The organism is uncultured Roseibium sp., assembly GCF_947496995.1.
Taxonomy (GTDB): Bacteria; Pseudomonadota; Alphaproteobacteria; order Rhizobiales; family Stappiaceae; genus Roseibium.
Genome location: NZ_CANMFD010000010.1, coordinates 40,154 through 52,723, shown reverse-complemented (window position 1 = coordinate 52,723; position 12,570 = coordinate 40,154). Strand labels below are relative to the sequence as shown.

The window sequence follows — 12,570 nt, the reverse complement described above, 5'->3', positions numbered from 1 at the left end:
TGCGCGCTCCCGTCTTAATAACGGAGGACGTTATGTCGAAATTCAAACTTTCTCGCCGGACTATCCTGAAATCTTCCGCCGCAGGTCTTGCGGCACTCTCTTCTGCCGGTCTTCCACGTTTCGCACAGGCAGCCGGTCTCACGGTCGGGATCGTCTATGTCGGCCCGCGCGACGACTTCGGCTGGAACCAGGCACACGCCGTCGCCGCTGCGGCCCTCAAGGACGTTCCCGGAGTGACCGTGGTCGAGGAGGAAAACGTTCCGGAGACCATCGCCGTCGAGAAATCCATGGAATCGATGATCAACCTGGACGGCGCAAACCTGATTTTCGCGACGTCCTTCGGCTACTACAAGCCTTTCGTCCTCGATCTCGCCGCCAAGTATCCTGATGTCCAGTTCCGACATGCGGCGCCGCTCTGGACGGAAGCTGACCCGAAGAATGCCGGCAGTTATTTCGGCTACCTCGACCAGGCGCACTATATCGACGGTATCGCGGCGGGGCTGTCGACCACCACCAACAAGCTCGGCTTCGTTGCCGCCAAGCCCATCGGCACGGTTCTGCGGAACATCAACTCGTTCCTGCTGGGCGCCCGCAAGGTCAATCCGGATGCAACGGTCCAGGTCATTTTCACCGGGGAGTGGTCCATGCCGGTGCGCGAGGCCGAGGCCGCCAATGCATTGGTCGATGCCGGCTGTGACGTCCTGACCTGCCACGTCGACGGCCCGAAGGTGGTGATCGAGACCGCCGAGTCGCGTGGCATCAAATGCTGCGGCCACAATGCTTCCCAGGCGCCGCTGGCTCCCAATGGCTTCATCACCGGTGCCGAATACAAGTGGGAAACCATCTACAAGATGTTCGCCACCGATCTTGCGGAAGGCGAGGCCCTGCCGAACTTCACCGGCGGTGGCTTCGATGTCGATTTCGTGCGCAGCACGCCTTACGGGGCAGGCGCAACCGAAGCTGCGATCGCAGCTGCGGATGCTGCCCGGGAAGAGGTCAAAGCCGGCCAGCCGATCTTTGTCGGCCCGATCAACAAGCAGGACGGCACGCCGCTTCTGGCGGCCGGAGAGAGCCTCGATAACTACGAGCCCGCGCTTGATCAGACCGACTACCTGATCGAGGGCGTCAGCGGCTCGATCACCTGATCCTGGTGCTCGGCCGTGCCGGGAGATCTTCTTCCGACACGGCCGATGCCTTGATGTTTCCGTCCGGCACCCGCCGGAAATCATTCAATGCCAGGGGACAAGCATGGCAGATACCACTGAAACGCCTGGTTTCGCGGTCGAGACGAGCATGGCTTCGGATCTCCCGGAAAGGTTCAGGCGATCGGCGGAGTTTGTCGTCATTCCCCTGCTTGCCCTGATCGTTTCCGGGATCCTCTTTTCGGTCTTTCTGGCTCTTCTCGGCAAATCGCCGGTCGGTTTCTTCGCGCTCGTCTGGAAAGGCGGCTTCGGCACCAGTTTCTCCTGGCAGAACACCCTCGTTCGTGCGGCGCCACTGGTTTTCACCGCACTTTGCGTCGCAATCCCGGCGCGCCTCGGGCTGGTGATCATCGGCGGGGAAGGAGCGCTCGTGCTCGGTGGCTTCGCGGCCGCAGCCATCGCCATTCCGATGATCGACTGGGCACCGACCTTTCTGCTTCTCGGTGTCATGGCGATTGCAGGGATGCTGGCAGGCGGGATCTGGATCGGATGTGTCGGCGCGCTCCGCCACTACCGGGGTGTCAACGAGACCATTGCCTCGCTGCTGATGTTCTACATCGCCGTCTCCATCCTGAACTTCTTTGTCGAAGGTGCCCTGCGGGATCCTTCAGACCCCAACAAGCCGTCGACCAGGCCGATCGGCAGCGACAACATGATCGGGGTGATCCCGGGAACAGACGTGCACTGGGGGTTGCTCGTCGGCGTCCTTCTTTGCGGATTGCTGTATCTCCTGATGAACCGAACGACCTTCGGCTTTGCTGCGCAGGTGGCCGGTGGAAACCTGCGCGCGGCGCAGTCCCAGGGGTTGCCGGTCGGGAAGCTGATGGTCGTTTCCTGCGCCATCGCCGGCGCCTGCGCGGGGCTCGCCGGTTTCTTTGAGGTGGCGGCGATCCATGGCAAGGCAAATGCGTCGCTCGTCGCCGGTTACGGCTTCACCGGCATCCTCGTTTCCTTCCTGGCACGGCACAATCCGCTCGTCATCATTCCGGTCGCCATCTTTCTCGGCGGCATCGCTGCCTCGGGCGGCCTTGTTCAACGGCGCATGGATCTGCCGGACGCAACGGTTCTGGTGCTGCAGGGACTGCTCTTCGTCGTGATCCTTGTCTCTGAAACCTTTTACGGGCGGCTGTCCATCTTCCAATCGAAGGGAGAGGCATGATGGGTGACGACCCCGGTCTGATGACCGTTCTCCTTGCGATGTTCGCGGGTGCCATCCGCGTGTCGACCCCGTTCCTCTTCGTCAGTCTCGGTGAAATGCTGACGGAAAAGTCCGGGCGTATCAACCTGGGGCTGGAAGGCACGCTCGTCTTCGGCGCCATGTCCGGATATGCGATCTCCTATCACACCGGATCCCCCTGGCTCGGCGTTCTCGTCGCCGGCTTCTGCGGTTCCCTGTTCGGCGCCCTGCACGGTTTTCTGTGCAAGCTGCCGAAGGTGAACGACATTGCCATCGGCATTGCGCTGATGCTGTTCGGGACCGGTCTCGCCTTCTTTTTTGGCAAGCCTTACATCCAGCCATCCGCCCCGCGCCTTCCCTCGATCTCCTTCGGAAGCTGGAGCGACCATCCGGGCATTCGCCAGGCCCTGGAGATCAACCCGCTTTTCCTGCTCGGTATCGCGCTGGCGGTGTTTCTCTGGTGGGCGCTCAGGAACACCCGTTTCGGCCTCATCATCCGGACCACCGGGGACAGCGCTCCGGCCGCCCTGGCGCTGGGCATCGACGTCAATCGCGTCCGGCTGCTGTCGACCATGGCCGGCGGCTTCTTTGCCGGCATCGGCGGGTCCTTCCTGTCGCTCTACTATCCGGGAAGCTGGACAGAGGGGTTGTCCTCCGGCCAGGGGCTTATGGCGGTCGCGCTCGTCATCTTTGCAAGGTGGAACCCGATCTACTGCTTCTGGGCCGCGCTGTTGTTTGGAGCGGCGGGAGCTCTGGGACCGGCGCTTCAGTCCATCGGGGTCTCGCGCGGCTATCATTTCTTCAATGCAGCGCCCTACATCCTCACCCTTCTCATCATGATCGCCAGCACATCGCCGCGCCGGTCGCTGAAAGGCGCGCCGGGCGAATTGTCGATCACCAAATAGGAGCCACATCATGAGCGGACTTGGAGGTCTCAACAAATCCCCGAACGGCTTGGTGCTCGGCATGGTGCAGCTGCAGCTGCCGACCGTCGTCACGGAGATCGATCTTGCCCGGCAGACACAGGTTATCGTCGACATGGTCGCCAAGGCGCGGCGCAACATGCCGTCAATGGATCTGGTCGTCTTTCCCGAATATGCGCTTCATGGCCTCTCCATGGATACCAATCCGCAGATCATGTGCACGCTCAACGGACCGGAAGTCGCCGCCTTCAAGAAGGCCTGTGTCGACAATGACATCTGGGGCTGTTTCTCGATCATGGAACTCAATCCCGGAGGCATGCCCTACAATTCCGGTCTGGTCATCGACAACAAGGGCGAGCTGAAGCTCTATTATCGCAAGATGCACCCCTGGGTTCCAGTCGAACCCTGGGAGCCGGGCGACCGCGGCATTCCGGTGATCGAGGGACCGAAGGGGTGCAAGCTGGCGCTGATCATCTGCCATGACGGCATGTTCCCGGAAATGGCGCGCGAATGTGCCTACAAGGGGGCGGAGATCATGATCCGCACCGCCGGTTACACCGCCCCGATCCGCGACAGCTGGAAGTTCACCAACCAGTCCAACGCCTTCTGTAATCTCATGGTCACTGCCAATGTCTGCATGTGCGGGACCGACGGTACCTTCGATTCCATGGGCGAGGGCATGATCGTCAACTTCGACGGGACCATTCTCGCTCACGGCAGCAGCGGCAGGGCCAACGAGATCATCACCGCGGAGGTGCGGCCGGATCTCGTGCGCGAAGCCAGGGTCAACTGGGGTGTGGAGAACAACATCTACCAGTTCGGCCACCGCGGCTATGTCGCCGTCAAGGGAGGGGCACAGGACTGTCCCTACACATACATGACGGATCTCGCCGCCGGGAAATACCGCCTGCCATGGGAAGACGAGGTGGTTCACACCGACGGAACCTCCTGCGGCTTCGCGGCGCCGGATCGCGTCTATGGTCAGAAATCCTTGAGCGATGCAGCGGAGTGAGCAGGATGAGCCTTGCCGAAGACCAGACAACGACGCTCGCCGAGGAAGGTCCGGTACGGGCGACACCCTATCCCTGGCCCTATAACGGTGACCTTCGTCCCGAAAACACGGCCTTGATCATCATCGACATGCAGACAGATTTCTGCGGCGAAGGCGGCTATGTCGATTCCATGGGCTACGACATTTCTCTGACGCGAGCCCCGATCGCACCGATCGGCAAGGTGCTCGCGGCCATGCGCCAGGCGGGCTACCACATCATCCATACCCGCGAGGGCCATCGGCCGGATCTTGCGGACCTGCCGCCGAACAAACGCTGGCGCTCCCGCCGGATCGGGGCGGGTATCGGTGACCAGGGCCCCTGCGGCAAGATCCTGGTGCGCGGCGAACCGGGTTGGGAAATCATCCCGGAACTGGCACCGTTGCCGGGTGAGCCGATCATCGACAAGCCGGGCAAGGGATCCTTTTGCGCAACCGACCTCGAGCTGCTTTTGCGCACGCGCGGCATCGAGAACCTGATCCTCACGGGTATCACCACCGACGTGTGCGTTCACACCACGATGCGCGAAGCCAATGACCGTGGTTTCGAATGCCTGATCCTCGCGGACTGCTGTGCTGCAACAGACCCCGGCAACCATGAGGCCGCCCTCAAGATGGTCACCATGCAGGGCGGCGTCTTCGGAGCCGTTGCGGACAGTGAAACGTTTCTGGCAGGGCTCAGCTCCGTTTCGGCGGAGGCAGCAGAATGAGCGTTGCGCAGGTGCTGGAGACGGAGAAACGGGCCATCGGTGTCGAAACCATCGGCATGACCAAGATCTTCGGCAACCTGAAGGCTCTCGATGATGTTTCGATCCGGGTCAAACCCGGCACGTTCCACGCGCTCCTCGGCGAGAACGGCGCGGGCAAGTCGACACTCGTCAAATGCATGATGGGCTTCTACCAGCCCACACGCGGCGAGATGCTGGTCAACGACAGGGCTGGCTCCGTGCCCAATCCGCGCGCCGCGCATGCCCTGGGCATCGGCATGGTCTACCAGCATTTCACGCTTGTGCCCTCGCTGACCGCCGCGGAAAACCTGGTGATCGCACGGGCAGATACGCCGACCGTCATCGACTGGGGCAAGGAGAGAAAGGCCCTCAAGGCCTTTCTGGAAACCACGCCCTTCAAGGTGCCGCTGGACGTTCCCGTGTCCGGGCTCTCTGCGGGCGAGAAGCAGAAACTGGAAATCCTCAAGCAGCTCTATCTCGATCAGCGTTTCCTGATCCTGGATGAACCGACCTCGGTTCTGACGCCGGACGAGGCCGACGAGGTCCTGGGGCTTCTGCGCGCAATGACGGAAGCGGGCGAGCTGACCATCCTGATGATCACGCACAAGTTCCGGGAGGTGACGGCCTATGCGGACGACGTGACGGTGCTGCGGCGCGGGCGGGTCGTCGGTGCCGGGCGGGTTCAGGATCTTAGTGTTGCCGACATGAGCCGGATGATGATCGGGGAAACGGAAATCCGCGAGAGCGCTACCAGGGTGGAGCAGCCCTTGAAAAAGCTGAAGCTTGAGCTTGCCGGCCTTTTTGCCGACGACGACGAGGAGCTGCCTGCCATCGAGGCTATCAGCCTCAAGATCCATTCCGGCGAGATCCTGGGCATTGCCGGTGTGTCGGGCAATGGCCAGTCCGAACTGATCGAGGTCCTGTCAGGCCAGCGCCTGCTCAAGCATGGCCGGATCTTCATCGACAAGCAGCCCTACGAGCCCCAGCGCGACCAGATGGACAGGTTCAAGGTGTTCGGCTTTTCCGAGGAACCCTTGCGCAATGTCGCTGTCCCACGCATGAGCGTTGCCGAAAACATGGCCTTCCGCACCTTCGACAAGGCGCCGATTTCCCCTTTCCGGGGCTGGCTGTCGCCTATGCCGATGCGGCGGAGAGCAAAGGAGCTGATCACCGCCTACAGGGTTAAGACGCCGTCGACCGAGGAGCCGATCGAAAACCTTTCCGGCGGCAACGTTCAGCGCGCGATCCTGGCGCGGGAACTCTCCGGAGACGTCGACGTCCTGATCGTCGCGAACCCGTGCTTCGGCCTCGACTTTGCTTCCGTCGCCGAAATCCGGGCGCAGATCATGGAGCAACGCAACAAGGGCGCGGCAATTCTGCTTGTCTCGGAAGATCTCGACGAGATCCTGGAGCTGGCCGACAAGGTGGCCGTGATGTCGGAAGGCCGCATTTCCTATCAGTCCGCGATGGCGGAGACGGACCGTGCGACAATCGGCCATGCGATGGCGGGGCATCACTGATGATCAAGGTCGATGCAACTCCTTTCGAATTCGGTTTCGATCCGGCAAGGACCGCGCTCGTCGTCATCGACATGCAGCGCGACTTCATCGAGCCGGGTGGCTTCGGTGAGACGCTGGGAAACGACATCTCCCACATGCAGCGGGCCATCGCCCCGGTGAGGGACCTTCTTGCGCTCTTCCGGCAACAGGGCTGGCTCGTGATCCACACGCGCGAAAATCACGCGGGCGATCTTAGCGACTGCCCCCCGGCGAAGCGTGATCGCGGCAGCCCTTCCCTGCGCATCGGCGACGACGGGCCGATGGGCCGCATCCTGATCCGGGGCGAACCCGGTGCGGAGATCATTCCCGATTGCGCCCCGGTCAATGGCGAGATCGTAATCGACAAGCCGGGCAAGGGGGCCTTCTATGCCACCGGCCTCGGAGATCTGCTCGCCGACCGTGGGATCCGTACCCTCGTTTTCGCCGGAGTGACGACGGAGGTCTGCGTCCAGACGAGCATGCGCGAGGCCAATGACAGGGGCTTTGAGTGTCTGCTGATCGAAGAGGCGACCGAGAGCTATTTCCCGGAATTCAAGGCGGCGACGCTCGACATGATCCGGGCGCAGGGCGGGATCGTCGGCTGGACAGCCTCCCTCGCCGCCCTGAAGACGGCCCTTGAAAGACAGACCAGGCAACCGGAGGTCCTATGAGCACGAACTTTGACGCCAACGCCCATGTCGCACACATGGAAAGGGTGATGGGTCTGACGATAAGGGACGAGTGGCGTCCCGTTGTCGAGGCCCATATCGCGGCGACGCAGCAGGCCGCGGACCTGGTGTTGTCATTCCCGCTGGAAGATCATGTCGAGGCTGCGCCGGTGTTCGAAGCATGAGCGCTATCGACGATTTTGCTTCTTTCGATGCGGTGGACATCGTAGCCGCGGTTCAGGGCGGAGACCTCACAGCGAGCGAGGTGGCCGAAGCCAGTCTGCAGCGGATCGACCAGTTCAATCCTGTGACAAGGGCCTTCACCGACGTGACGGCGGAGCGCGCCCTTTCCGACGCGAAACAAGTCGACAAGGCGATTGCAGGTGGTGCGGTTCTACCGCTTGCAGGGGTTCCGTTCGCGGTCAAGAATCTTTTCGACATGGATGGAGTGGTCACGCGCGCAGGTTCGAAGATCAACCTGGAAAACCAGCCTGCAACATCCGATGCATTTCTTGTTTCGCGTCTGTGCGAGGCGGGCGGTGTGCTCATGGGCGGGCTTCATATGGGGGAATACGCCTATGATTTCACGGGCGAGAATGCGCATGACGGCAATTGCCTCAATCCGCATGACCTGACCCGCATGACCGGCGGGTCGTCGTCGGGCTGCGGCGCGGCCACAGCCGCCGGCATGGTGCCTGTATCGCTCGGATCCGATACCAACGGGTCCATCCGCGTTCCCTCATCCTTCTGCGGTCTGTTCGGCTTGAAGCCGACCTATGGCCGGTTGTCGCGGCACGGCACTTTTCCCTTCGTCGGCAGTCTCGATCATCTTGGTCCGCTGGCTCGCTCGGCGCGAGATCTGGCTCTGGTCTTCGACGCGCTCCAGGGCAAGGATCCTGACGATCCGGCTCAGGCAGACCGTCCCCCGCTTGCCACGCAGGATGATCTGAGACGCGGCGCGGAGGGATTGCGCGTTGCGGTCGCAGGGCGCTATTTCCGCGAAAAAGCCGAACCCGAAGCTCTTGCGGCTGTCGACCGTGTCGCAAAAGCTCTCGGCACTGCCGTGCAGATCGAACTTCCGGAAGCGGCAAGGGCACGGGCCGCGGCTTATGTGATCACCGTCACCGAGGGCGCCAACCAGCATCTTGAGCGGATCACCACTCGGCCACAGGATTTCGATCCCGATACGCGGGACAGGTTCCTGTCCGGCACTATGGTGCCCGGGGTCTGGGTCCAGCAGGCGCAGCGGTTTCGCAGCTGGTTCCGCACGATGATGCAGGAAATCTTCGAGCATGTAGATGTCATTCTTGCGCCTGCAACACCGTTCTCCGCTCTTCCTTCCGGCACGAAGACAATCACGCTTGGTGGGGAGACGATGCCGGCACGGCCCAATATCGGCCTGTTCACCCAACCGATCTCCTTCATCGGCCTGCCGGTGGTCGCGGTTCCCGTGTGGGGTGAGAAAGCTGCCTTGCCCATCGGCGTGCAGGTGATCGCGCCCGCCTGGCGGGAGGATCTCGCCCTGAGGGTGGCTTATCAGCTGGAGAAGGACGGTGTCTGCAGGGCGCCGGTCGCTCGCTTGTGAACATCGGACACGCAAAAGGAAGGTATCGGCATGGGTGAAGCGCGCTGGGCGGGCCGGAACTCCGACAAGGATGAAATCCGGCATGAAATCTGGTCCGGCCTAGAGAGAAGCGGGACCTCCATCGGGCCAGCAAACAGCCGCATCCCCAATTTTGTCGGTGCGGATGTCGCTGCCCACAATCTGTCGAAGCTGCCTCAATGGCGGGCGGCACGTGTCGTCAAGTGCAATCCGGACCCGCCCCAGATCCCGGTGCGGCTGCGGGCACTTTATGATGGCAAGATCGTCTACGCGCCGGTGCCTGAACTTCTGAAACCCTTTCCGTTCGTCCGGCTGGATCCGCGGGTACTTGCGGGCAAGGGCATTCAGTTCGAGCTGGCCGCAACCTCACAGGGTTTTGTCGAACATGGCGAGCCGGTCGAATTCGAGGACATGGAACCGCTCGATTTCATCGTTGTCGGTTGCGTTGCCGTCAGCCGTGCCGGGGCGCGCACGGGCAAGGGCGGCGGCTTTGCCGATCTTGAACTCGGCATCTTCCGCGAGCTCTCGAAGCTGAAACCCGACACGCTGATCACGACCACGGTACATTCCTCCCAGGTGGTCGGCAACGACCGGCTGGTCATGATGGCACATGACAGCGCGCTGCATGCGATTGCGACGGAGCAGGAACTGATCGAGACGCATACCTCCTTCGGACAGCCGAGCGGCGTCGCCTGGGAGCACGTCCAGCCCGATCAGTACCGTGACATTCCGTTTCTTGAAACATTGCGCGACAGACTGAAAACAGGAAGCATCAACTGATGGAAATCAACCTCCCGGAGGTCAGGGCCGAGGTCGAGAAGGTGTTTGCCGACTATGAGCTGGCGCTGGTCACCAACGATGTCGACACGCTTGACCGGCTGTTTCTCGACGCCCCGACGACCATTCGCTATGGCGGTGGTGAAAACCTCTACGGCTATGACGAGATCGCCGCTTTCCGCTCCGCCAGAAGCAGCCAGGATCTCGTCCGCCGCCTGGATCGGACGGTCATCACCACCTACGGAACGTCCTTCGCGACTGCATCGACCCTCTTTCATCGCGACAGCGCGCCGGGCAAGGTCGGCCGGCAGATGCAGACATGGGTGAAGACCGACAACGGCTGGCAGGTCGTCGCCGCCCATGTCAGCATCATTTCAGAAGCCGTCTGAGATGCGGGACAACGCCCCTAAAATGAAGGAAAAGCCCCAACGGTGAGAACCGATGGGGCTTTTTTGATATTTACAGGATGAATGCCGAACACGGCTGCATTGTCGGGAGGATGGTCAGGACGTGGTATCTTCCGCGGTTTCGGCATCCTCGGACTTGACCTTGTCCTTCGCTTTGCTGGCGAAGGATTTTCCCTTTTCGAACTGTTCGTTAAAGAATGCACGCATCTTGGCAGCATTGAAGTCCATGAGCGTGCCGCCCTCTTCGTAATGCTTGATGATGGACCGGCCGACAGCGTAGGTCGCTCCGCCCGCCACCACAGGCAATGAGACCATTCCGACCATCCAGCCGATGCCGGGGATCAGTTTGGATGCGCTTGCGGCAACAAAATATCCGGCGCTGTAGCCGAGAACACCACCAACGAGAGCATATATGACCTTGCGTCCAAGATGCTCGGAGAAGGGTTTTCCGTAGAGGTTGGACAGCTTCTGGATCATTCGGAGCTGGATGGCGATGACGGCCGCTATATCGAAGAATGCAACGGGCACGATGCTGGCTGCGACGGAGGCGATGACATAGTCCTTGACCAGGTTGTCTGCCGTCAGTTCCCGCGTAACGGAAAACTCCGCGTCGTCTTCGACTTCGCCGGTGTCGGCTTCCTTCTCCGGTTCCTTCGGCTTGTCGGTTTTGGCCGTTCTTGTTCTGGTTGTCTTCGTCGCGGTCGCGCTCGTTCTGCTCGCCATTTCGGATCTCCTCAGCGTCTGCCTGACGATGGACATCAACCAGGCGGATTGCTTTCGTTTGGGACGTTACTCCCTCATGTGTTGAAAGAAAAGCTTTTGCATCCTCAAATTGCTGTTTGTCGTCCTTGTCTCCTGGTGTCCCAAAGGAAGCCTCGACGGTCGCTATGCCACAAGCTCCGGCCCCTGGCACAGCCGCTGCAGATAGACTTCGCCGACAATGCGGATAAGAACTGCGGCGGAAACAGAGGTGATTGCCATGCCCAGAAGATTTGGACCAGCGGCCATCTGCAGAAGGCCGCCCGTCGTGAAGCTGGCGATGCCCGGCGCGGCCATTCCCGTCAGCAATGCGGCGGCCAGATGCTTGCCGCGCTCCGCGCTGATCGGTTGCCCATAAAGACGGGAAAGCTTGCGCAGCATCCGTTCGACAACGGCGGCAATCGCAGCCAGATCCACCCATGGCAGGGGAACCAGCCCGGCGATGGCTCCAAACTGGGCGTGCCTGTCGACAATCAGCTGTCCGGCATTCCTGAGGAATTCCGCTTTGCCGGGGGGAGGCGTCCGAGCCGGGACGCGCTCCAGACTGGAGAACGGAAACGACCGTTTCGATCCAATGTCCGGTTCCGGCGCGTGGCCTGCGGCCTCCGTTGCCGGTGCAGCGCCCCCGGATTGGCTCTTGCCGGGCTTCGGCGAGGCGACTTCCTCAATTTCGGTCTCGCTCTGTCTGCGAGCCTGTTCTTCCCGGGCAAGTGTCGAATTTGCAGCCCTGCGAAGATCATTCATTGTGCGGTTGGACGTTCTCGGCAGCTTTCTGGTCATGCGGACAGCCTCTTCTTGGTTTCCAGAAGGACCGCAATTTCTTCAGCAATGGCGGTTATGTCCCGAGCGGCGGGGCCGTCCGGAGCTGTCAGGCTGGGAGTTGCCCCGTAAAGTCCTGCCTCGGCATAGGCGACGCGATTGGGCATGTCGTTGACGAGCAGGGGGAAGCCGCTTTCCTCCAGTTCACTGCGCACATGCCTGGAGATGACACTGCCCCTGGTCGTTTGCGTCAGTACGCATCGGAATGTCGGCGCCCAGCCCTTCACTTCGTTCATCAGGGTCTTGACCGTATCCATCATCCGGTCGACATCGAGCGGTGATGCCTTGACCGGAATAAGGACAAGATCCGCGACGGCAAGAGCGGCAACCGTGATTTCACTGTCGAACCCGGGTGTGTCTATGATCGTAATGCCATGGTTTTCTGCGATTTGCCGGGATGTCTTCCAAAGATCCTTGTCGGCTTTCTCAAGCACGTCGATGTGTCCGAGAGCCTGATCGCGCTCTGCGAGCCGGATGCCGGAGCGCTGAGGGTCGGCATCAATCATCAGGGGTCTGTGACCATCGAGGTGCCATTGCACGGCCAGACAACAGGCCAGCGTCGTCTTTCCGCTGCCTCCCTTCAGGGATGCGATGGTGACAACCGGTCCGCCCATTTCCTAGCCCGCCTCGATTTTTCCACGTCCATCGATAAAAAGCTTAACAAAGAATGACAGGTTTACCACGCCCGGCAGGTCTGTCTCGACCGGTTTCCACTGGCAATCCCTGCAGCCGTATGAAGATAACTCGTTTTTTGCGATCATAAAGCGATAACAACGGCAGCAGAACCGGGCTTGCGGCGCTGGGATGCGGGCAACGCCCGGGCTGAAGATATCCGTGCGATATTTCGATCATGACCTGAAAAAGGCGCGATCCCGCATGTCTTTGTGCGGGCGTTCTTTTTTCATTTTCTGCTGCACGACT

Annotated in this window: 14 protein-coding genes; 11 read left to right on the top strand and 3 right to left on the bottom strand. The window is 61.2% G+C overall.

Annotated elements, in window-relative coordinates:
• The first annotated feature begins 32 nt into the window (after positions 1–32).
• From Q1B40_RS24475 to hpxZ, 11 genes are all read left to right on the top strand, one after another.
• The gene (locus tag Q1B40_RS24475) at positions 33–1,145 is read left to right on the top strand and encodes a BMP family ABC transporter substrate-binding protein (protein ID WP_299821148.1); all 1,113 of its coding nucleotides are present in this window, start codon (positions 33–35) and stop codon (positions 1,143–1,145) included.
• Positions 1,146–1,293: 148 nt separating this feature from the next.
• On the top strand, positions 1,294–2,361 hold the full coding sequence (locus tag Q1B40_RS24470; protein WP_299821194.1) for an ABC transporter permease: 1,068 nt from the start codon (positions 1,294–1,296) through the stop codon (positions 2,359–2,361).
• Complete coding sequence (locus tag Q1B40_RS24465; protein WP_299821145.1) at positions 2,358–3,284, top strand: ABC transporter permease; 927 nt, start codon at positions 2,358–2,360, stop codon at positions 3,282–3,284. Before Q1B40_RS24470 ends, Q1B40_RS24465 begins: the two co-directional genes overlap by 4 nt.
• Before the next feature lie 10 nt (positions 3,285–3,294).
• Positions 3,295–4,314, top strand: a complete 1,020-nt coding sequence (locus Q1B40_RS24460; RefSeq protein ID WP_299821142.1) for a formamidase — start codon at positions 3,295–3,297, stop codon at positions 4,312–4,314.
• 5 nt (positions 4,315–4,319) lie between these two features.
• Positions 4,320–5,060, top strand: coding sequence for a cysteine hydrolase family protein (locus Q1B40_RS24455; protein ID WP_299821139.1), 741 nt, complete (start codon positions 4,320–4,322; stop codon positions 5,058–5,060).
• Positions 5,057–6,598, top strand: coding sequence for an ABC transporter ATP-binding protein (locus tag Q1B40_RS24450; protein WP_299821136.1), 1,542 nt, complete (start codon positions 5,057–5,059; stop codon positions 6,596–6,598). Before Q1B40_RS24455 ends, Q1B40_RS24450 begins: the two co-directional genes overlap by 4 nt.
• Complete coding sequence (locus tag Q1B40_RS24445; protein WP_299821133.1) at positions 6,598–7,287, top strand: cysteine hydrolase family protein; 690 nt, start codon at positions 6,598–6,600, stop codon at positions 7,285–7,287. Before Q1B40_RS24450 ends, Q1B40_RS24445 begins: the two co-directional genes overlap by 1 nt.
• On the top strand, positions 7,284–7,469 hold the full coding sequence (locus Q1B40_RS24440; RefSeq protein WP_299821130.1) for a DUF4089 domain-containing protein: 186 nt from the start codon (positions 7,284–7,286) through the stop codon (positions 7,467–7,469). The genes Q1B40_RS24445 and Q1B40_RS24440 overlap by 4 nt, the downstream gene beginning before the upstream one ends.
• Positions 7,466–8,869 (top strand): AtzE family amidohydrolase, encoded by a 1,404-nt coding sequence (locus Q1B40_RS24435; RefSeq protein WP_299821127.1) that lies wholly within the window; start codon positions 7,466–7,468, stop codon positions 8,867–8,869. Before Q1B40_RS24440 ends, Q1B40_RS24435 begins: the two co-directional genes overlap by 4 nt.
• Positions 8,870–8,899: 30 nt before the next feature.
• The gene (locus tag Q1B40_RS24430; protein WP_299821124.1) at positions 8,900–9,667 is read left to right on the top strand and encodes a 5-formyltetrahydrofolate cyclo-ligase; all 768 of its coding nucleotides are present in this window, start codon (positions 8,900–8,902) and stop codon (positions 9,665–9,667) included.
• Positions 9,667–10,053: an oxalurate catabolism protein HpxZ gene (hpxZ, locus tag Q1B40_RS24425; RefSeq protein WP_299821121.1), complete on the top strand. Its 387-nt coding sequence runs from the start codon at positions 9,667–9,669 to the stop codon at positions 10,051–10,053. Before Q1B40_RS24430 ends, hpxZ begins: the two co-directional genes overlap by 1 nt.
• Positions 10,054–10,167: 114 nt before the next feature.
• Here the strand turns inward: hpxZ and Q1B40_RS24420 are convergent, their stop codons facing one another.
• The 3 genes from Q1B40_RS24420 to Q1B40_RS24410 all read right to left on the bottom strand — a co-directional run bounded on the left by Q1B40_RS24420 (position 10,168) and on the right by Q1B40_RS24410 (position 12,263).
• Complete coding sequence (locus tag Q1B40_RS24420) at positions 10,168–10,794, bottom strand: YcjF family protein (RefSeq protein WP_299821118.1); 627 nt, start codon at positions 10,792–10,794, stop codon at positions 10,168–10,170.
• 162 nt (positions 10,795–10,956) lie between these two features.
• Positions 10,957–11,610 (bottom strand): YcjF family protein, encoded by a 654-nt coding sequence (locus Q1B40_RS24415; protein ID WP_299821115.1) that lies wholly within the window; start codon positions 11,608–11,610, stop codon positions 10,957–10,959.
• Positions 11,607–12,263 (bottom strand): ParA family protein, encoded by a 657-nt coding sequence (locus tag Q1B40_RS24410; RefSeq protein WP_299821112.1) that lies wholly within the window; start codon positions 12,261–12,263, stop codon positions 11,607–11,609. Before Q1B40_RS24410 ends, Q1B40_RS24415 begins: the two co-directional genes overlap by 4 nt.
• Positions 12,264–12,570: the final 307 nt, after the last annotated feature.